Below are 20520 nucleotides of genomic sequence, written 5' to 3'. Positions count from 1 at the left end.
CGGGCGCTGTGACAGCTGACCCGGCGTTACGATACTGGTCGGAGTGTGACTTACTTCACAAAGTCCAGACCGGTCTGGATGTCTTTTTTCAGGCCATCCAGCATGGACTTCTTAGCGTTTTCTTCGAAGTCGCTTAATTCGCCGTAAGACAGAATTTCTTCCACGCCATTCTTGCCAAGACGAACCGGGTGAGCGAAGAACAATGCGTCTTTACCATCGGTTTCAACGTAAGTGCACTCAACGACGCTATTGTCGCCTTCCAGCGCTTTTACTAATGACAAGCAGAAACGTGCTGCTGCCTGACCCATGGAAAGGGTTGCAGAGCCGCCGCCGGCTTTTGCTTCAACCACTTCAGTGCCCGCGTTTTGAATGCGATGCGTCAGTTGCTCGATTTGCTCGTCAGTGAAGCTCAGACCAGTTTGTGACAACAATGGCAGAATGGTCGTGCCGCTGTGGCCGCCAATCACCGGAACATTCACTTCGGCAGGGTTTTTACCGTGAATTTCAGCAACGAAGGTTTCTGCGCGGATGACGTCAAGGGTGGTGACACCGAACAGTTTGTTCTTGTCATAGACGCCTTTTTTCTCGAGTACGCGCTTAGCGATAGCAACCGTGGTGTTCACCGGGTTGGTGATTACGCCAATGCAGGCTTTCGGACAGTTATCCGCAATCGCTTCAATCAGGTTAGCAATGATGCCAGCGTTAATGTTGAACAGGTCTGAGCGATCCATGCCTGGCTTACGTGGTACGCCAGCAGGGATCAGAACGATATCAGCACCGACCAGCGCAGGAGCCAGATCTTCTTTGCCGTAGCCTTTCACATTCACGGCAGTCGGAATATGGCTGAGATCAACAGCAACACCTGGTACGACCGGCGCCACGTCATACAGCGCTAACTCAGAACCAGCAGGTAATTGGGTTTTCAAAAGTAATGATAGTGCTTGGCCGATACCGCCAGCTGCACCTAAAACTGCAACTTTCATCTCAGACTCCATCCAGTTGTTAGGGAAATTTTTAGTGCCGAAAGCCTACTGCAAAACCGTCTAAATTACAACCTGACAGGGGCTTGCTAGGCGTTTTGACGGTTTTACGATAGACTGGCTTTTATCTTTTGGCGGAGCGTTCAGAAACTATGACAATAAGGTAGCGTGCACCCATGGCAAATTCTAAATCCGATGCAATGATTGATACTTTTAAAGCGCTGCTGAAAGAGGAGCGCTATGGCTCTCAAGGCGAAATTGTCGATGCGATGAAAGAGCGTGGTTTTGACAATATCAGTCAGTCGAAAGTATCACGGTTGCTAAGTAAATATGGTGCGGTGCGCACGCGCAACGCGCGTCAGGAGATGGTGTATTGCCTGCCACCAGAGCTTGGCATCCCCTCTACCCGCGCGCCTTTGTCGCAACTGGTTTTTGACATTCAACACAACGACGTGATGGTCATTATTCGCACCTCCCCGGGTGCTGCGCAACTGATTGCCCGACTGCTTGACTCGGTCGGTAAGAAGGAAGGCGTGCTAGGAACCATTGCCGGTGATGACACGATTTTTATTGCGCCGGTGAAAGTGTCCGACATCGATTTTACTTTGGAGAAAGTTCGCGAGCTGTTTGAGAACGTTGGGTAGCGGTTGTAGGTGGTAGCCCGCAGTTCTACTGCGGGGTAAACGATAACCTTTCGCGGTGGTGGATGGCTTCCCCCGTAGTAGAACTACGTATATGGTCTCCTCCAACTTTGCAAGTTAAAACCGGTAGTAAGCGAAGTTGCGTTCGTATATTCGGCCTCAATTCACAATGTATTCATTTTTAGCTCATTGTGGGGCCTTGATGTAATCCGCGCATGGTGTGGCCTATCGGGCTAACGTCATAAAATGACTGCAGTTCATCGGTCTCACGCCATGCAGGATGACTCGTTTACCATCAGTTTTAATTCACAATCGTTGTTGTAGTACCTACGTTTTTCTTTCAGGGTTTACCTTGTTAAATCTCTGCGACGACTTACGCAGCCATCGCTCGATAATCCTGCTCTTTAGTTTGCATGGCCCAGGCAATGCGTAACAGCTTATTGGCAACCGCCACCGCAGCCACATTGTTGCCACGTCTTTCGGCGACACTCACTGCCCAGCGACTGAACTTGTCGTCCTTGCCTTTGGCGACACGTATCACCGAGCGTGCACCATGAATGAGTAAGCTTCTTAACTGGCTATTACCACGTTTACTGATACCGCCAAGTACCGTTTTGCCACCGCTACTAAACTGCCTTGGCACCACGCCTAAATACTCCGAAGCACTTCTGGCATGGGCAAACTGCCTCATGTCGCCCAGCTGCGCTATCAGCGTCATCGCTGTTATCGGACCAATGCCCGGCGCAGTCTGTAAACGTTGTGCCTGAGAGCTACTTTGCGCAAGCGCTTTTATCTTGTTCTCGTACAGTTCAATCTGAGCATCAATGCCGACAATATAATCGTACGAGAGCTGCACCAATGAACGGCCAAGTGCTTCCAAACCGTTCTCAGCGTCTTCTAAAATCTCCGGCAACTTACGGCGCAATGTACGAATGCCCTGGCCGATGAAAATACCGTACTCACTGAGTTGTCGCGAATGCGATTGACTTGCCGCGTGCGCTCCCGTACTAACCCATCACGTTGCTTTATCAGCATCATCGCGTCTTGCTCAGCCACCGTTTTCAGCCGTACTGTCGGCATGCCTGGCCGACTGGCTGCTTCGCAAATCGCTCGCGCATCATTCGCGTCGTTCTTGTTGGTGCGCACATAGGGTTTTACGTACGCCGGTGGTATCGCCATCGTACGATACCCTAACTTCTCCAACTCGCGACGCCAGTGATGACTGCTCCCACAGGCTTCCATCGCGACCAGACAATCGTCACTGCGCTCTAACCTGGCAAACCACTGCAGCAAATCTTTACGCTTGATCTGCTTGTTGGTAATTTTTTCATCCTGCGCATCAACTGCATGCACCTGAAAAACTTCTTTTGCCAAATCCAGTCCGATTCGGGTTACAATAGTCATCTGTGTCTCCTCCAACATGTAAATAATCACGTATTATTTTGGCACATTGCGATGCCGTATTGTTGGAGGAGACCATCACATCGGGCTACTTCGCCAGGAACTCTACGGAAGGCACAAAATACGCGGCGTTGCTGACTGCTTCGGTATAGTCCAGTAAGGGGTCGTAGTCGCCCTGCTCGTCGGCATAATAACGACGTTTCAGCCAATGCACCACGTCGCGGGGCTGGGCGCTGAAGTACATCGCCAGTAAGCCTTGCTCACGCATATCGCCCCATGGCATATTCTGCCGTAACATCTGAATGGGTTGCTCCTGATCGTCCTGCATCCGCGCTTTTTGCGTATGCGTGACCATTTGCAGCACCGCTTCACTGATGCGCTCGCCGGTCAGCTTCTTCCGGCCAATCACAAACTCCTGCATTTCCTGAGTTAGTTGCTCCCAACGTCGCAAGTCGTGACGAAACTTTTGCACGAACAGATAGCTGCCACCTGCGAATACCGGGTCGTCGTCGGCCTGAATCAGCGCAAGTTGGCGTCTGCGAATGCCACGGGGGTTCTCTGGCGCATCAATAAACCCGGTCAGATCGCGTCCGTCCATGAAGCGAAACGTTGGAATCTGATCGGTCAATTCAACGTCATGGCCAAACCACTCTAAAATAGCGCGGGCACTGTGATAGTTGACGTCAAAGCGGTCGGAGCGCACGGTCAGCAATAAATCAACCGGCTCGCGCGGCGCCTGGCGATCGGCATCGCGTAAGTCCGGAAAGTGACCCAGTTGCGGTGGGCGCTCGTCAGGATAAATGATGTCCCAGTAATCGCTGCCGATGGCAATATAGCCGCTAAGTAAAGCTTCGGAAAATCTCTCATCAAGCTCTTCTAAAAGGGTCGGGATACGCGCAAGCTTACGACGCATGTTGTCGACATCGTCGGTCATTACGTTGAGTAACAAGGTCAAGCCATGCAGGTTAGGTTCGGCATAAATGCCTTTTTGCGCTTGTGCCATGCGTGTCCTCTGCTGGTTATTGCTCTAGGAAGTTAGCGGCTTGGTCGCAAGCGGCTTGCGCTACCTGCTCACTGGCATACAATGCCTTTTAGTAAATGCTTGCCAGTTTAGCAAAAATTGTACGAAAAAAATCAGAATTTAAGCGGAGTTATTATGGGATCACCACAGCGTTTTACAACTACTTTAGTGGCTGCCTCTCTGGCCATGTTCCTGGGCGGCTGTGCCGCGACATCTGGCACTTCAAACCAGGGCACCGCGGTGCAAGCTACCACGCAAAGCGAAGACCAACGCTTTACCCAAGTAGCGGAACGCGTCTGGGAAGGCATGCAAAACCCTGTGGGCAGTGAAGATTCCGATACCGCACTGCCATCTATGACCCCTGAAGCAGTGGCTGCGCGCGCTGAGCAGCAGCGCGCCTGGCTTCAGGAACTGCACGCAATCGACACCGACGCCTTGTCACGCCAGCAATATATTAACTGGCGCATGCTGACCTATCGTTTGCAAAATGACGTCGACTCTTATGACTTCAATGAACATTACATGCCTTTAAACGCGGAAGGCGGCTTCCATAGCTCGCTGTCGTTCATGGTGCGAAATACTGCCTTGCGTAGCTACGAGGATTACCAGAATTATGTTGCCAAACTGGCGACCGTGCCACGCTACATGGCTGAGCAGACCGCCTGGCTCGAGCGCGGGCTCGCCACCGGTTACACTCAGCCCAAGGCGGCGATGGTTGGTTTCGAAGACAGTATTGCCGCGTTCATTGTGCAAGACCCACGTGACAGCGTGTTTTTTCAACCCTTATTGAAGCAACCTAACTTTGTTAGTGACGCGCAGTGGGCCGAATTGCAGACACAGGCCGCGCAGGTGATTGACGACGCAGTGATTCCTGCTTACCAGCAGTATTTTGATTTTATGGTGATGGAGTATTTGCCAAATTGTCGCGAGTCGGTCGGCGCCTCTGAATTGCCGAACGGCATGGCCTATTATCAAAACCGCATTGAGCACTTCACCACCTTGTCACTGACCCCGCAGCAGATTCACGAACGCGGTCTGGCGGAAGTTGCGCGCATTCGTGCGGAGATGGAAGAGGTGATTGATAGCACCGGCTTCGCTGGCAGTTTCGACGAGTTTGTCGAGTTCTTACGTACCGATCCGCGGTTTTACCCTGAAACAGCCGAAGAACTACTGAAAGAAGCCTCGTATATTTCCAAACGCATGGATGGCGAGCTGCCGAAGTTCTTCAAGTTGCTGCCACGCAAGCCTTATGGCGTGGCGCCGGTGCCCTCTGAAATTGCGCCCAAGTACACCACTGGCCGCTACGCGGGCACCAACCGCGACGACCGTGCGGGCTTCTACTGGGTCAATACCTATGCGCTTGATCGTCGCCCGCTGTATCAGCTCGAAGCGCTGACGCTGCACGAAGCGGTGCCTGGCCACCACTTACAAAACGCTTTGGCGGGTGAAATGGAGGGCGTGCCCTCTTATCGTCAGCGTACCTATATTTCTGCGTTTGGTGAAGGCTGGGGACTATATTCCGAATGGCTGGGGTTAGAAGCTGGTTTTTACCAGGACCCTTACAGCAACTTCGGCCGTTTGAGCTATGAAATGTGGCGCGCGGCACGTCTGGTAGTGGACACCGGCATGCACGCCATGGGCTGGACTCGTGAAGAGGCTATGGATTTCATGGCTTCCAATACCGCGCTGAGCCTGCATAACGTGCGCACCGAAATTGACCGCTACATCACCTGGCCTGGTCAGGCGCTTTCCTACAAGCTTGGTGAAATGCTGATCCGCTCCTTGCGCCGTGAAGCTGAGCAAATCTTGGGCGGCAAATTCGACATCAGAGAATTTCATTACCAGATTCTGAAGAACGGTAGTATTCCGCTTGATGTCCTCGAGACCGAAATCCGCACCTGGATCAACTCGCAAACATAGCAGGGGCAGCCCCTGCTACCACCACCCCAAAATCAGCACCACCTCTGCCCCAACAGCTCCCTCTACGCCAGAGGGGGCAGCCCCCTCTGGCGCAGCGGGAAAATTTGCTGGGGTCTGCCCTCGGGTGAGGGCAGAGGTTAAAAGCGGAAGAATTTGATGGTGAGTGGGTAGTGTCTGACGATGCCGTCGTTGGCGCGTATTGCGCCCATAATTGCGAAAATAATATGACAGATGGCAAGCGCAAACAGCATGAAAACGCCAATAACGATAAAGCTGAGAATGACTGAAATCACACCCCAGATAAATGCTGAAATAAGCCAATTAAAAACAACTTTGCCGTTGGCATCAATATAAGCACTTTCGTCACGTTTGAGTAACCACATAACTATCGGAGCGATAAAGCCCGCAAGCGGGGCGATATAACCGAGAAGTTGTGATAAATGCAGTAGCATCGCAAAGGTACGTTCTTCTTTACTTGGTCCTGTAATAACGGTGGTTTCCTGGACAGGTTCCATAACATGCTTCCTTTTTTATTGTTTCTGTTGTGCTATCAGAAATTTAGATGGTGACTGGCTAAATCGCAATTGCTTTCCCCCAAATCGCTACTGTGTAAAAAAATTGTGCGACTTAAAGAAATTGTTTTGTTAGCATCTTAACTTATTAACAACAGCAAATAGACTTCTATGTCGGCGCAACCTGAGATTATTGTTAATCGTGCCAGTCGAATCATTGCTTCGGCGTTCCACCAGATAGCAGGTCAACTGTTACCTTTCGCTTATTTACGCCCGTTTAGTTATTGGGATGCCTATTACGGAACGCACCCTGACATTACCCCTTCTCACTTCCGACTGCTGAATTATAAATGCATTCAAGGCTTTGATAACAAAGGATTTATAGCTCGAAAAGTACGGGACATGGAAATTGCACATTTATTTCCACCCGGCTTTTTCAGTGTCGGGGAAGCCCTCGACTACGCGCAAAATAAAGATTGTGTCTGGTTTATTAAACCTACCTATTCGACAGGTGGTAAAGGAATTCACTGCCTGACAACAAACGAATTAGCCAGTTATGAATTACCTCCGCATCATTTTATTCAACAGCAGGTAGATGATATTGAGTTAGTGGACGGAAAAAAATATACAGCGCGCGCTTACGTGTTTGTCCACGACCAGAAAGTATTTTTATTCGACGATGGCTTTGTCATGATTCACGGCAAGCCTTACGATCCGAAAGCGACAGATTTCGCGACACAGATTGATCATCGCGGTTATCATGAAGCCGGCAGCGCAATTAAAATGATGCGCATGACAGAATTACCAGAGTTAGAACGAAAGCGCGCAGAGTTGCAAAAAGCGATTATCCTTCTAAAACCAATACTCGCTGATTTTATTAACGCGAGTTCAAAAACAGAATACGGATTGCTCGGCGTCGATCTGTTATTCAAAGCCAACCATGAAGTGCGGCTGATTGAGGTCAACTCAAAGTCCAACTTTGTTCACACCGAACTCATAAACAACTCACTTAACGTTCCATTTTTTGCTGCGCTGCTTAGTCAGTTGTACACCGGATCCATACACCCACGGTTTACGCAGATATAGGCCAACTCAAAGCGAAGTGATCACTGCGGGGCAGAGGTCGTTGCGCGGCGGACACAAAAAAAGGGGGGCTGCCCCCCCTTTGCTCTGAAGAAATAAAAGGGAGGTCTGCCCTCCCTTGCAATTACGCGACGTTAATGGTCGGGATGATGTTCTGCTTGGCGGCAGCTTCGGCGTCGCGGAACGCGTCCATCTGGTCGAAGTTAAGGTACTTGTAAACTTCGCCGGCCATTGCGTTAATGTCTGCGGCGTACTCAAGGTACTCAGCCGGGGTTGGCAGTTTGCCAAGAATGGCGCCAACAGCGGCCAGTTCGGCTGAGGTCAGGTAGACATTCGCGCCGTCGCCTAAGCGGTTCGGGAAGTTACGGGTTGAGGTTGAAAGCACGGTCGCACCCGGCTCAACACGCGCCTGGTTACCCATACACAGTGAACAGCCTGGCATTTCAGTGCGCACGCCGTTGTTCGCGTAAATGTTGTAGTAACCTTCTTCACGCAGTTGCGCTTCGTCCATCTTGGTCGGTGGTGCAATCCACAGGCGCGTGTTCAGCTCGTCGCTGTTCTTCTCCAGTAACTTACCAGCGGCGCGGAAGTGACCGATGTTGGTCATACATGAACCGATGAAGACTTCGTCCACTTTATCGCCCGCAACTTCGCTCAGGAACTTGGCGTCGTCCGGGTCATTCGGGCAGCAAACGATCGGCTCTTTAATTTCGTTCAGGTCGATCTCGATCACTGCAGAATAGTCAGCATCAGCATCGGCACGCATCAGTGACGGGTTGGCCAGCCACTCTTCCATTTTCTGAGCACGACGCTCAAGGGTACGCGCGTCACCATAGCCTTCGTTAATCATCCAACGCAGCATGGTAATGTTCGAGCGCAGGTATTCTGCGACCGACTCTTCTGACAGGTTAATCGTACAACCCGCCGCAGAGCGCTCAGCAGAGGCGTCTGACAGTTCGAACGCCTGCTCAACAGTTAAGTGATCCAGACCTTCGATTTCCAGAATACGACCTGAGAAGATGTTCTTCTTACCGCGTTTCTCAACGGTCAACAGGCCTTCTTTAATGGCAAACGCAGGAATCGCGTGAACCAGATCACGCAGGGTGATACCCGGTTGCATTTCACCTTTAAAGCGCACCAGTACTGACTCCGGCATGTCCAATGGCATAACGCCGGTAGCCGCAGCGAAAGCGACCAGACCAGAACCTGCCGGGAATGAAATACCCAGCGGGAAGCGCGTGTGTGAATCGCCACCAGTACCAACGGTGTCTGGCAACAACATACGGTTCAGCCAGCTGTGGATAATGCCGTCACCCGGGCGCAGCGACACGCCGCCACGGTTCATGATGAAATCAGGCAGGGTATGCTGAGTTTCAATATCAACCGGCTTCGGATAAGCCGCAGTGTGACAGAATGACTGCATGGTCAGGTCAGCAGTAAAACCAAGGCAAGCCAGGTCTTTCAGTTCATCACGGGTCATTGGACCGGTGGTGTCCTGTGAACCCACGGTGGTCATTTTTGGCTCACAGTAAGTACCCGGGCGTACGCCTTCCATACCGCAAGCTTTACCTACCATTTTCTGTGCCAGGGTATAGCCCTTGCCAGAGTCAGCAGGTTGCTCGGGTTTCAGGAACAAGTCCGACGGTCCCATGCCCAGCGATTCGCGCGCTTTTTCAGTCAGGCCACGGCCGATGATCAGGTTAATACGACCGCCAGCACGCACTTCGTCAAGAATAACGCGTGAGGCATAGTCGTACTGGGCAATAATCTCGCCCGCTTCGTTCTCAATTTTACCCGCGTAAGGGTAAATGGTGATCACATCACCCATGTTCATTTGTTCGACGTCGGCTTCAAACACCAACGCGCCAGCGTCTTTCATGGTGTTGAAGAAAATCGGCGCCACTTTGCCGCCAATACAGATACCACCAGCACGCTTGTTTGGCGTACCCGGCATGTCTTCACCGATGTACCACAGCACCGAGTTGGTCGCTGATTTACGTGATGAACCCGTACCTACTACGTCACCAACAAAGGCAACCGGATGCCCTTTTTCTTTCAGCTCAGCAATTTGTTCAGCCGCATTGGTCACGCCTTCGCGTGGCATTTTGTACATGGCTTTGGCATGTAAAGGAATATCCGGACGTGACCAGGCATCTGGCGCTGGTGACAAATCGTCGGTGTTGGTTTCGCCAGTTACTTTGAATACGGTCGCTTTAATCTGCTCTGGCATTTCGTTACGGCTGGTGAACCACTCACCGGCAGCCCACGACTCAACAACTTCTTTCGCCAGAGCGTTGCCGGCTTGCATTTTCTCTTCCACGTCATGGAAGGCATCAAACATCAGTAAGGTATGCTTTAATTCGTAAGCTGCCAGCTCGCCCAGTTCTGCGTCATCAAGCAATTGCACCAGGGTTTCAATGTTATAACCACCGTGCATATTACCGAGTAACTTCACCGCATCTTGCTTGCTAATGACAGGGCTCGAGGCTTCGCCTTTTACGATAGCTGACAAAAAGCCTGCTTTGACATAGGCGGCTTCGTCAACGCCTGGCGGTACACGCTCAGACAGTAACTCAACTAAAAATTGCTCTTCGCCGGCTGGAGGATTCTTCAATAATTCAACTAACTGCGCAACTTGCTCTGCGGTTAGTGGCTTCGGTGGGATGCCTTCTGCGGCGCGCTCTTCAACATGCTTACGATAGTCTTGCAGCACAGATTACCTCTACTTTGCTATGCGGATGAAACTTGCGGGTGAAAATTTTGGCGCAATTATAGGGGTTTTGAGAGGCAATTAAAATTCATACGAGGGCATAAAAGGTAATCTTTAGCATAAACGTTATGAATAGCAACAAGACCAAGAACTAGTTTTTGTCAAACTTTATTACATCTACTTACAACTGGTTGCGAATTAAATCCGCTACCATCTAAACCTTTCCCGTCTGTGAACTATCCTAATAGATAGGTTCTACGGGGGGGCCTAAACATGAACACTTTTTCCAACAACGCAGTAAAAATCATTTGTAGTGCGGCATTTTTAGCCGCAGTCTGGACGCCCGCAGTATCGGCATTTGAATCTCAGGATAAGCTTGAGCGCGAGCCAGCAGTCAAGGCGCAGCAAACTTATCGCTACACCTATAAACCCGACGCATTTAAAGGCAGTATCGCAGAAAACGTTGCGATTGCGCAGGCCGAGATTATGGCAGATCTTAAGGCGAAACAGGTCTTAGACATTGCCGCAGCACTCGATGGAGCAGCTTACGCGGTGCGTGATTATGGCTTAATCGCACGCGTTGAAATTAGCTTGCCACAGGGCACGCTTATTGAGTTCACTTACGGTGCAGCGCTAGGGCTACATCTGTAACGCGGCGGCCTAGCTAAATTGCCGCCAAATCAATTCTTCCGCCGGGCCAGCAATGTGCTCGGCGGACCTTACCAGGTGAACCTCAAGGTTCACCTGCGTCATAAAGCCGGGAATATCAATTCGTTGCAACGCCTTGCGCTTAATCGCGTCGCCGACCAGATCGCCCGGAATAATGCCCCAGCCCATCCCGGCCAGCAGAAGTTCACGTTGGGTAATCGAGTCGTTGACCCGAATTCGTTGCTGACCCGGCATGCGAATGATTTTATCCAAATCAATGCCCACGTCCTGATCCTGAGGGATCAGCATCGGCAGTTCGAGTAAATCATGACGTTGTAAGACGTCCTTGCCTAAACTCGCGAGCAAATTCGGCGTGCAAACCACGAGCAGCTCGAACGCCCGCACGCCCGCGGTTTCAAAGTCACCGTACTGACGAAAAATTGGTAGCCAGGGACAAAGCGCCAGTTCGGCCTCGCCCTCACGCACCTTGCGTAAGCCACGCAGTTGCGAGTCGCCACTTAACAATAACTCGGTGGCAGGAAAGGCGCGCTGCACCTGTTGAATCGCCGGGAATAACACACCGGGTGCGCAGGTATGGTCGTAGGTAATGCGCAACTGCGGTTCGGCGCCGGTTTCCAGTTGCTGCGCCAGCGACTGCAGCCGTTGTTGTTGTTTGACCACCTCGCGCGCCTGACGCAGGAACTGCTTGCCGCGCGACGACAAGGTCAACCGATAGCCGCTACGATCAAACAAGGTAAAACCGACATCTTCTTCGAGGTTGCGCAGCGCCATACTGACCGCCGCCTGAGTGCGGTGCATACGCTCCGCGACGCCCTGCACCGAACCGGTTTCTGCCAGATGGACTAACATTTCAAGCTGACTGAGCTTCATCAGAAAACACCTTAAGTATTACTTATTATCTTTTTAATTTTAATTCAGTATTACTTTATATTGGTTATGCCTAAACTAACAGTATCTTTTTAGCGCGATCCACGGAGTGTTCTCATGTTCAGCCGAACATTACTCATACTAACGTTGTTGCTGACCGCAGTGGCGGGCTGCAGTGACGCGCCAGCGCAACAAGAAACAGTTCAGACCGTACAACCAGTGAAACTCTTTACCGTCGGCTCAGGCAGCACGCAAAGCTATCGGGAGTTTCCTGCGGTCATTGAAGCCGCCAAAGTGGCCCGACTGGCCTTTCGTGTCGGCGGCGAGATTACTGAGTTCCCAGCGCTGCCTGGCACCGACGTCGCGAAGGGTGATTTAATTGCCCGGCTTGATCCCACCGATTTTCAGTTGCTCGTGGATCAGGCCCAGGCACGTTACGAGCTTGCCCAGGCTCAGTACAATCGCACCGAGAACTTAGTGGAGCAAGGCGTGATTTCGCCGCAGCAGTTCGACGAGGTTAAAGCCAACCTGCAGGTAAGCAAGGCTAATCTGGAAACCGCCAAAGCTAATTTACGTTATACCGAGTTGCGCGCGCCCTTCGCCGGCACCATCGCGCATGTCTTTGTTGAAGCATTTGAAACCGTGCAGCCACAACGCCCTATCGCTACGTTGCAAATGAACCACGCCATCGATATCAGCATCAATGTGCCTGAGCAGTTGTTCGCCAGAGTGCAGCGGCGCACTGACTATCAGCCGCAGGTTCTGTTCGCGGCAGCGCCCGGACAGACCTTCCGGGCCAGTCTGAAAGAGTGGGACGCGACCGCGGACCCGGCCACCAATACTTATAAGGTGGTCTTTACCATGCCTGCGCCGACCACATTTAACGTGCTGCCGGGTATGTCGGCAACGGTCCGCGTCGACCCGAGCGCCGTAGCCAGCCAGCCCAGTTCAGGTCTGCTGGTGCCGACCAGTGCGGTCTTTTCAGACACGAAAAAACAAGTCAGCGCGCCGTACCAGGTGTGGGTGTTTGACCCGCAACAGCAAACCGTGCACCCACGCACCGTTGAGGTCGGTACGGTCACCGATGCGCATATCGAAATTATCAGTGGTCTGGCCGAGGGCGAGCAGATTGTGGTGGCGGGCGTCTATGCCTTACGCGAAGGGCAGCGTGTGCGGCCCTGGGTGAAGGAGCCAGGCCTGTAATGGATATCGCACGTTATAGTATCCGCCGCAGTACCTCCAGTTGGATGCTGCTGATTCTGCTTCTGGTGGGCGGAGTGTTGGCGCTCACTAACATTGGCCGGCTGGAAGATCCTGAGTTTACCTTAAAAAAAGCCATGGTCATTACCGCCTACCCGGGGTCCACGGCGCAGCAGGTAGAAGAAGAGGTCACCTACCGCATCGAGAACGCCCTGCAGGAACTGGGCAACATCGACCATATCAGCTCCATCTCAAAGCCTGGCCTCAGTCAAATCACCATTGACATGAAAACCACTCTGCGCGCCCATGAAATGCCGCAGATATGGGACGAGTTGCGCCGCAAAGTGAATGATGTGACGCGGCAACTGCCACCTGGCGTACAGCAACCCATGGTGCGCGACGACTTTGCCGACGTCTATGGCATTATGCTGGCGGTCACCGGTCAGGGCTACAGCTATGAAGATATTGAAAACTATACCGACTTTCTGCGCCGCGAACTGGTGCTGGTCGAGGGCGTCGGCAAGGTTACGGTAGCGGGTGAACAGCAGGAGCAGGTGATTGTTGAGATTTCCCGCAGTAAGTTAGCCAACGTTGGCATTCCACCGCAACAGGTCATCAATCTACTGCAAACCCAGAACCTGGTCAGCGACGCCGGCCGTGTCCTCAGCGGTGAGGAGCGTATTCGCTTACACACCACCGGCGAATTTGCCGCCGTTACCGATCTTGCCAACCTGATGATCAGCAATCCGGGCGCGGATGAGCGCATTCTGTTAAGAGATGTCGCTTCAGTGCGCCGCGACTATGAAGAAATTCCCTCACATCTGGTGCGTTTTAATGGCGAGCCTTCGCTGTGGCTCGGCATTTCGTTTGCTGACGATGTGAACGTAGTCGAAGTCGGTCAGCGCGTTGAACAACGACTGGCAGAGCTTAAATACGCGCAGCCGATCGGCATGCAGTGGCACTACATCTACAATCAGCCGGCCGAGGTCGACGCCTCGGTGCAAAACTTCCTGCTAAACCTGGCTGAAGCCGTTGCCATTGTGGTCATTGCGCTGTTACTGACCATGGGCTTGCGCAGCGGGGTACTGATTGGCGGGGTGTTACTTATCACCGTGCTGGGCAGCTTTATTTTCATGTATCTTATGGACATTCAGTTGCAACGGGTGTCGCTGGGCGCGCTGATCATTGCGCTGGGTATGCTGGTGGACAACGCCATTGTTATTGCCGAAGGAATGCTGGTGGGAATTCGCCGTGGCTTGTCACGTATTCAGGCCGCCAGCGTGATTGTACAACAAAACATGTGGCCGCTTTTGGGCGCCACGGCGGTCGCGGTCATTGCCTTTGCGCCCATTGGACTTTCTGAAGACGCCAGTGGCGAGTATGCGAATTCGCTGTTCTGGGTATTGTTTATTTCGCTTTTCTTAAGCTGGTTTACCGCAATTACGCTGACGCCTTTCTTAGGCAATCTGTTGTATCGGCGCGATGCCCGGGCACTAAGCGCCAAAGAGCAGCCCGAAGATGACGACCACGTCTATCAGCATTGGGTCTTTCGCGGCTATCGTCGCTTGCTGCGGCGTTTTCTGCGCTGGCGTAAAACCACCATGCTTTTCATGTTGCTCCTGCTGGGTATTGCCATCGCCGGTTTTACCACGGTGAAACAGTCGTTCTTCCCGCCCTCGACCACGCCAATGCTATTTGTCGATGTCTGGTACCCCCAGGGTACGGATATTCGCGTGACCGCCGAGCGTGTCGGTGAGCTCGAAGATTATCTGCGCGAAAACTATCCGCAACTGACCTATGTCGCCAGTACCGTGGGTCGCGGCGCGCCGCGTTTTACCCTGACCTACATGGTGGAAAAGTCATACGAAAGTTACGGTCAGCTGATACTGCGCGCGGCTGATAGCTCGCAGCTGCGACAGATCGACGCAGGCCTCACGCAGTACCTGAACACCCATCAACCCGACGTCGAATACAAGTTCAAGCCGGTCGAGATGGGCCCTTCCCAGGCAGCAAAAATAGAAGCGCGCTTCAGTGGTCCCGACCCGCATGTGTTACACCAGCTGGCCGCGCAGGCGGAAGCGGTGATGCGCGACGACCCCGGCATTTATAACCTGCGTAATGACTGGCGGCAGCGCACCAAGGTATTGCAGCCGGTTTTCAATGAAGCTGCGGCACGACGACTGGGCATCACCAAAGCCGATGTCGATAGCGTGCTAAAGCGCAATTTCAGCGGCCAGACCGTTGGTTTATTCCGTGACGGCACCAAACTATTACCCATCGTGGTTCAGGCGCCATTAGCTGAGCGGCGTGAGATTGCCGACTGGCACGAGTTACAGGTGTATTCCCAGGCCTTGCAGCAAAACGTGCCGCTGGCCCAGGTGGTGCTGAACATGGAGTTGGTCGCCGAGGACTATCTTATTTTACGCCGTGACCGTAAGCGCACGCTGACGGTCATGGCTGATCACGATATTTTCGGCGAGGAAACCGCAGCGATGGTGCTGGCACGCATTCGTCCCGCTATTGAAGCAATTCCCTTACCCCCCGGTTATCAGCTGCAATGGGGTGGCGAACACGAAGCCTCGAAAAAAGCCACCGGCGCCGTATTCCAGGCACTGCCACTGGCCTTTGTGGTGATGTTTATCATTACCGTGTTGCTGTTTAGCTCGATTCGTCAGGCCGGCGTATTGTGGACCACGGTGCCACTTAGCATTATCGGCGTGACTTTGGGTCTGGCATTAACCGGCCAGCCGTTTGGCTTTATGGCACTACTGGGTTTCTTAAGTCTGTCGGGCATGCTGATCAAAAATGGCGTGGTGCTGCTGGAGCAGATCCGGGTGGAATCGGCCGCGGGTAAAAGCGCTTTGCAAGCCTTAGAAGATGCTGCGGTCAGCCGGGTACGACCGGTGGTCATGGCAGCGGTCACCACCATTTTGGGCATGGTGCCGCTGTTATTCGATGACTTCTTTGTCAGCATGGCGGTGGTCATTATGTTTGGACTGGGCTTTGCCACGCTACTCACTTTAGTTGTGGTGCCAGTTATGTACGCCCTGGTCATGCGGGTGCCGCGCACCGACACAACCAGAGCGTCATCAGTGGCTGATAGCTGATCAGCTTAATTTACGGCGGTGCCACAGGTAGTACACCGCCGGTAGCAGCAGCAATGACAACAACGGCGCCAGGACCATACCACCAATCATGGGGGCCGCGATGCGCTGCATCACTTCACTACCGGTGCCCTGCGTCAGCATAATTGGCAGCAGACCGGCAATAATGGTGATGACCGTCATCGCTTTCGGCCGCACGCGCAGTACTGCGCCCTCTTCAATGGCATCGTAAAGTGACGCGCGGGTGCGCTGCTTACGACTCTTCCAGGCATTGTTCAGATACAGCATCATCACCACGCCAAACTCGGCGGCCACTCCGGCCAGGGCAATCATACCTACGCCAACAGCAATTGACAGGTTGTACCCCAGTAACCAGATGAACCACAGGCTGCCAGTAATTGCCAGCGGCAGGGTTGCCATGATCAGTACGGCCTGTTTGAACGAGCGGAAGGTGAAATACAGCAGCACCAGAATGACCGCCAGCGTCGCCGGTACCACCTGCGTCAGCTTCGCTTTTACCCGTTCCATCGACTCGTACTGACCGGACCACGACAACGCATAGCGCGCCGGTAGCTGATAACCCGCCAACACCGGCTCAGCGGCGGCAATGACATCGCCCACCGACGTGGTACTGTCGACGTCGATAAACACCCAACCAGTAGGACGCGCGTTCTCACTACGAATCATCGCCGGACCATCGGTCACCTGAATGTCCGCAACCTGCTCCAGCGTTACCCAGGCACCACTGGCGCTGTAAAGTGGCAACTGACGGATGCTTTCAACATGATCACGTAGCTCACGCGGATAACGTAAGGTAATGGGATAGCGTTCGGTGCCTTCAACGGTTTCGGCTATTTGCGCGCCGCCGATGGCAAACTGAATCGTCCGCTGAATGGTCGCCTGGTCAAGCCCGTAACGCGCCGCTTCGGCTAAACGCGGACGGATTTCAAGATAACGCCCCGCCGCCGGGCGCTCGGCAAATACCGAAGCCACCCCTGGCAAACCTGACAGACGCTCTTCTAACTCACCGCCGATGCGTTGAATTTCGCTAAGCTCAGGCCCGGCAATTTTCAGCCCCAGCGGCGTTTTCAAGCCGGTCGAGAGCATGTCGATGCGGGTTTTAATCGGCTGTACCCAGGCATTGGTAATACCCGGCACATTCACCGTAGCGTCAAGCTCGGCGATAATGTCCTGCAAGGTTACCCCTTCGCGCCATTCGCTTTGCGGCTTCAGCTGAATGGTCGTTTCCAGCATGGTCAGCGGAGCCGGATCGGTCGCGGTATCGGCCCGCCCGGTCTTACCGAACACGCGTTCCACTTCGGGTACCTGTTTGATCAGCCGGTCGGTGCGCTGCAACAACTCAGCGACCGCTGCGGGACTAATGCCCGGCATGGTGGTCGGCATGTACAGCAAATCGCCCTCTTGCATAGTCGGCATAAATTCACTGCCCATTTTACTCAACGGATAGTAACCACTTACTGTCACGACCGCGGCAAGCAAAATAACCATCTTCGGCCACTTTAACACGCCGCGCAATAACGGACGATACAGCCAGATAAGCGCGCGGGTCAGCGGATTACGTTCCTCGCTGATAATTTTACCGCGAACGAAATAGCCCATCAGCACCGGCACCAGGGTAATGGCCAGTAACGCTGCCGCAGCCATGGCAAAGGTTTTGGTGTAAGCCAGCGGCGCGAATAAACGCCCTTCCTGCGCTTCGAGTGAAAACACCGGCACGAAGCTTAAGGTAATAATCAACAGCGACAAGAATAACGCAGGGCCTACTTCGACCGTGGCGTTACGGATCAGGCGCCAGTGCACCTCGCCTTTAGGCTCGGTACCATGCTCCTCACGATAATGCTGCAGGTGTTTATGGGCATTTTCGACCATCACAATAGCTGCATCCACCAGTGCACCGATGGCAATGGCGATACCGCCTAAGCTCATAATGTTAGCGTTAATACCTAACCAGCGCATGACGATAAAGCTCATCAACACCGCCAGTGGCAGGGTAATAATCGCCACCATGGCCGAGCGCATGTGCAATAAGAACAGCACCGTGACCAAAGCCACAAACGCCATTTCTTCCAGCAGCTTATTGGTCAGGTTGTCGACCGCCCGGTGGATCAGGTTCGAGCGATCATAGGTTGGTACAATCTCCACGCCGTCAGGCAGGCCTTGCTGCAGGGTTTTTAGCTTATCGCGCACCCGCTCAATGGTCGCCAGTGCATTATCACCGTGGCGCATCACCACGATACCGCCAACCACCTCGCCCTCGCCGTTCAGCTCGGCGATACCACGACGGCTTTCCGGCCCGCGACGTACGGTCGCGACATCGGCAAGAGTAATAGCGTTACCTGCGGCGCTACGCACCGGTAAGGGTAGCTCACGCAGATCATCCAGCGACTGGATATAGCCGGTGCCGCGTACCATGTACTCGGCTTCCGCCATCTCGACGATACCGCCGCCAACTTCCTGATTCGCGCTGGTAATGGTAGAGCGCACCTGCTCCAGCGTTAGGCCATAGCTTTGCAGGCGGTACGGGTCAACCACAACCTGATAGGCCTGCACCATGCCACCTACGGTCGCAACTTCGGCAACACCGGCCACACTTTGCAGCTCTTGTTTTAAGAACCAGTCCTGCAGGCTGGTCAGCTCACCGAGGTGACGCTGTCCGGTGCGATCCACCAGGGCATACTGAAATACCCAGCCGACGCCACTGGCGTCCGGTCCCAGGCGTGGAGTAATACCCGCAGGCAGTCGCTCCGATGCCTGATTCAGATACTCAAGCACGCGGCTGCGCGCCCAGTAAATGTCGGTGCCCTCTTCAAACAGAATATAAAGATACGAATCACCAAAGAACGAAAAGCCACGCACCTCGGTGGAGCCAGGTACCGCCAGCATCAGGTTCGCCAGCGGCCAGGTGACCTGCTCTTCGACCAACTGTGGCGCCTGCCCCGGATAAGGGGTCTTCACAATGACCTGCACATCGGACAGATCAGGAATCGCATCCAGCGGGGTTGTGCTCATGGCACGCCAGCCAAACCATGCCGCAAATAAGGCGCCAATCAGCACCAGCATGCGGTTGGCAAGGCTCCAGTCAATAATTTTAGTGAGCATGCGCGCCTCCGCTTTGCTGCGGCTTGCCACCTAAGCGACTGGCTTTCAGACTGGCCTCAGAGTCGAGCAGGAACTGTCCGGACGTGACCACACGCTCGCCCACCTCAAGCCCGTGCATAATCTCAGCTTCGTCACGCACCACCAAGCCCACGTGCACATCGCGCTGTTCAAAGGTGTCGTCAGCGGTCTGCACAATGACGCGGTTACTCGTGCCGGTCATAATCAACGCGCTTACCGGAATAGCGATCACGTCACGCTTCGGCCCGCCATAAAGCTCAACCTGTGCCTGCATACCCACATGAATCTGTGCAGGGTCAATACCTTGCGGCAGTTGAATACGCACACGTTGGGTTTTCGCCTGCGCGTCCAGCTCCGGATAGATGTAATCAATTTCGGTCTCATACGCGTTCAGGCCGGCCTGCGGCAAGGTAACATCGGCCGGAGCCTGAGGTCGCAGCCAGTCGGTGTAGCGCTCAGGAACATCGGCAATCAGCCAGGCACTATTGTCACCGGTAATGGTCATCACCTCAGTACCAGGCTCGACGTACATGCCCTCGGCAACATTCAGCGAGGTTACAACACCCGCGTGCTTAGCGAAGACCGGCAGGCGGTAGAAGATTTCTTTACTGCGCTCAAGCTGGGCGATTTGCTCAGTGGTAAAACCTAACAGCTCCAGTCGCAGACGACCATCGCGCAACAGCCGCTGCGCCTGGGCTTTGCTTAAGGTATCTACCGCATCGACCGCCTGCAAAAAGTCCTGCTGAGCCACCACCAACTCTTTACTGTAGATACTATAAAGGGGGTCTCCCACGGCAACGGTCTGACCTTCACTGCGGACCTGCAGCTCTTCCAGCCAGCCTGAAGCCCGCGGATGCACATGCCAGCGGGCATTGTCATTCCACTGCACCGTGGCCAGGGTGGGTAAATAGCGCCATAAGGTGGTTCGCTCGGCCATGGTGGTGGTAATGCCGAGGTTTTGCTGCATCTGGCCACTAATCTGCACATTGACTTCGACTGTGGGCTGCTGCGGTTCCAGATCCATACCACAAATCGGGCAGGTACCGGGCTCGTCACGCACAATGTGACTGTGCATCGGGCACACGTACTGCACCTCTTCGTCGCCCTGTAACTGGCGCTCGGCCGGGGTTTGCTCAGTCAACTGATGCTGTTCGGCGGTGTGCTGATCAGAGCCATGCTGCGAATGATCACTATGATCCTGAGCCGCCACGCTGCCAGCGAACAAAGTCAGGGCCAGTAGACCCACAATCCAACGTTGTAAAAACATAACTTAC

At 53.6% G+C, this 20520-nt stretch carries 13 protein-coding genes and 1 pseudogene; 6 read left to right on the top strand and 8 right to left on the bottom strand.

The window, feature by feature from the left end; genetic code table 11:
- Positions 1-50: 50 nt before the first annotated feature.
- Positions 51-983, bottom strand: coding sequence for a malate dehydrogenase (gene mdh / locus CWI71_RS03545; RefSeq protein ID WP_126753884.1), 933 nt, complete (start codon positions 981-983; stop codon positions 51-53).
- Positions 984-1156: 173 nt separating this feature from the next.
- On the opposite strand from mdh, the gene argR reads away from it, so the two are divergent.
- A complete protein-coding gene (gene argR, locus CWI71_RS03540) occupies positions 1157-1624 on the top strand; it encodes a transcriptional regulator ArgR (RefSeq protein ID WP_126753883.1) in 468 nt (155 codons plus the stop codon).
- 370 nt (positions 1625-1994) lie between these two features.
- On the opposite strand, the pseudogene CWI71_RS03535 reads toward argR, so the two are convergent.
- Both CWI71_RS03535 and CWI71_RS03530 read right to left on the bottom strand, forming a co-directional pair.
- A pseudogene (locus CWI71_RS03535) lies at positions 1995-3025 on the bottom strand (IS110 family RNA-guided transposase).
- An 85-nt stretch (positions 3026-3110) separates the two neighbouring features.
- Entirely contained in the window at positions 3111-4025 is a 915-nt protein-coding gene (locus CWI71_RS03530; protein ID WP_126753882.1) for a Dyp-type peroxidase, read from the bottom strand.
- 153 nt (positions 4026-4178) lie between these two features.
- Here CWI71_RS03530 and CWI71_RS03525 point away from each other — a divergent pair, with 153 nt between their 5' ends.
- Complete coding sequence (locus CWI71_RS03525; RefSeq protein ID WP_198678715.1) at positions 4179-5963, top strand: DUF885 domain-containing protein; 1785 nt, start codon at positions 4179-4181, stop codon at positions 5961-5963.
- Between the two features lie 137 nt (positions 5964-6100).
- On the opposite strand, the gene CWI71_RS03520 is transcribed toward CWI71_RS03525, so the two are convergent.
- Positions 6101-6478 carry a DUF4870 domain-containing protein gene (locus CWI71_RS03520; RefSeq protein WP_126753881.1) on the bottom strand — a complete coding sequence of 126 codons (378 nt, stop codon included), beginning with the start codon at positions 6476-6478 and terminating at the stop codon, positions 6101-6103.
- Positions 6479-6646: 168 nt separating this feature from the next.
- On the opposite strand from CWI71_RS03520, the gene CWI71_RS03515 reads away from it, so the two are divergent.
- Complete coding sequence (locus tag CWI71_RS03515) at positions 6647-7561, top strand: ATP-grasp domain-containing protein (protein ID WP_126753880.1); 915 nt, start codon at positions 6647-6649, stop codon at positions 7559-7561.
- A 121-nt stretch (positions 7562-7682) separates the two neighbouring features.
- Here CWI71_RS03515 and acnB read toward each other — a convergent pair whose 3' ends face one another.
- Complete coding sequence (acnB, locus tag CWI71_RS03510) at positions 7683-10271, bottom strand: bifunctional aconitate hydratase 2/2-methylisocitrate dehydratase (RefSeq protein ID WP_126753879.1); 2589 nt, start codon at positions 10269-10271, stop codon at positions 7683-7685.
- Between the two features lie 270 nt (positions 10272-10541).
- Between acnB and CWI71_RS03505 the strand changes: the two genes are divergently transcribed.
- Positions 10542-10919 (top strand): hypothetical protein, encoded by a 378-nt coding sequence (locus tag CWI71_RS03505; RefSeq protein WP_126753878.1) that lies wholly within the window; start codon positions 10542-10544, stop codon positions 10917-10919.
- Between the two features lie 9 nt (positions 10920-10928).
- On the opposite strand, the gene CWI71_RS03500 is transcribed toward CWI71_RS03505, so the two are convergent.
- The gene (locus CWI71_RS03500; RefSeq protein WP_126753877.1) at positions 10929-11807 is read right to left on the bottom strand and encodes a LysR family transcriptional regulator; all 879 of its coding nucleotides are present in this window, start codon (positions 11805-11807) and stop codon (positions 10929-10931) included.
- A gap of 114 nt (positions 11808-11921) precedes the next feature.
- Here CWI71_RS03500 and CWI71_RS03495 point away from each other — a divergent pair, with 114 nt between their 5' ends.
- Both CWI71_RS03495 and CWI71_RS03490 read left to right on the top strand, forming a co-directional pair.
- Positions 11922-13007 carry an efflux RND transporter periplasmic adaptor subunit gene (locus CWI71_RS03495; protein ID WP_126753876.1) on the top strand — a complete coding sequence of 362 codons (1086 nt, stop codon included), beginning with the start codon at positions 11922-11924 and terminating at the stop codon, positions 13005-13007.
- The gene (locus tag CWI71_RS03490) at positions 13007-16111 is read left to right on the top strand and encodes an efflux RND transporter permease subunit (protein ID WP_126753875.1); all 3105 of its coding nucleotides are present in this window, start codon (positions 13007-13009) and stop codon (positions 16109-16111) included. The genes CWI71_RS03495 and CWI71_RS03490 overlap by 1 nt, the downstream gene beginning before the upstream one ends.
- Here the strand turns inward: CWI71_RS03490 and CWI71_RS03485 are convergent, their stop codons facing one another.
- On the bottom strand, positions 16112-19228 hold the full coding sequence (locus tag CWI71_RS03485; RefSeq protein ID WP_126753874.1) for an efflux RND transporter permease subunit: 3117 nt from the start codon (positions 19226-19228) through the stop codon (positions 16112-16114).
- A complete protein-coding gene (locus CWI71_RS03480) occupies positions 19218-20513 on the bottom strand; it encodes an efflux RND transporter periplasmic adaptor subunit (protein ID WP_126753873.1) in 1296 nt (431 codons plus the stop codon). The genes CWI71_RS03485 and CWI71_RS03480 overlap by 11 nt, the downstream gene beginning before the upstream one ends.
- Positions 20514-20520: the final 7 nt, after the last annotated feature.

This window comes from Pseudidiomarina insulisalsae (assembly GCF_003987065.1).
GTDB classification, from domain to species: Bacteria; Pseudomonadota; Gammaproteobacteria; order Enterobacterales; family Alteromonadaceae; genus Pseudidiomarina; species Pseudidiomarina insulisalsae.
This window is presented reverse-complemented; position numbering and strand designations above follow the sequence as displayed.

Bases quoted from the DNA above. Each gene is read 5' to 3' on its own strand.
- mdh (WP_126753884.1), bottom strand. From the start codon at position 983: ATGAAAGTTGCAGTTTTAGGTGCAGCTGGCGGTATCGGCCAAGCACTA.
- argR (WP_126753883.1), top strand. From the start codon at position 1,157: ATGGCAAATTCTAAATCCGATGCAATGATTGATACTTTTAAAGCGCTG.
- CWI71_RS03530 (WP_126753882.1), bottom strand. From the start codon at position 4,025: ATGGCACAAGCGCAAAAAGGCATTTATGCCGAACCTAACCTGCATGGC.
- CWI71_RS03525 (WP_198678715.1), top strand. From the start codon at position 4,179: ATGGGATCACCACAGCGTTTTACAACTACTTTAGTGGCTGCCTCTCTG.
- CWI71_RS03520 (WP_126753881.1), bottom strand. From the start codon at position 6,478: ATGGAACCTGTCCAGGAAACCACCGTTATTACAGGACCAAGTAAAGAA.
- CWI71_RS03515 (WP_126753880.1), top strand. From the start codon at position 6,647: ATGTCGGCGCAACCTGAGATTATTGTTAATCGTGCCAGTCGAATCATT.
- CWI71_RS03505 (WP_126753878.1), top strand. From the start codon at position 10,542: ATGAACACTTTTTCCAACAACGCAGTAAAAATCATTTGTAGTGCGGCA.
- CWI71_RS03500 (WP_126753877.1), bottom strand. From the start codon at position 11,807: ATGAAGCTCAGTCAGCTTGAAATGTTAGTCCATCTGGCAGAAACCGGT.
- CWI71_RS03495 (WP_126753876.1), top strand. From the start codon at position 11,922: ATGTTCAGCCGAACATTACTCATACTAACGTTGTTGCTGACCGCAGTG.
- CWI71_RS03490 (WP_126753875.1), top strand. From the start codon at position 13,007: ATGGATATCGCACGTTATAGTATCCGCCGCAGTACCTCCAGTTGGATG.
- CWI71_RS03485 (WP_126753874.1), bottom strand. From the start codon at position 19,228: ATGCTCACTAAAATTATTGACTGGAGCCTTGCCAACCGCATGCTGGTG.
- CWI71_RS03480 (WP_126753873.1), bottom strand. From the start codon at position 20,513: ATGTTTTTACAACGTTGGATTGTGGGTCTACTGGCCCTGACTTTGTTC.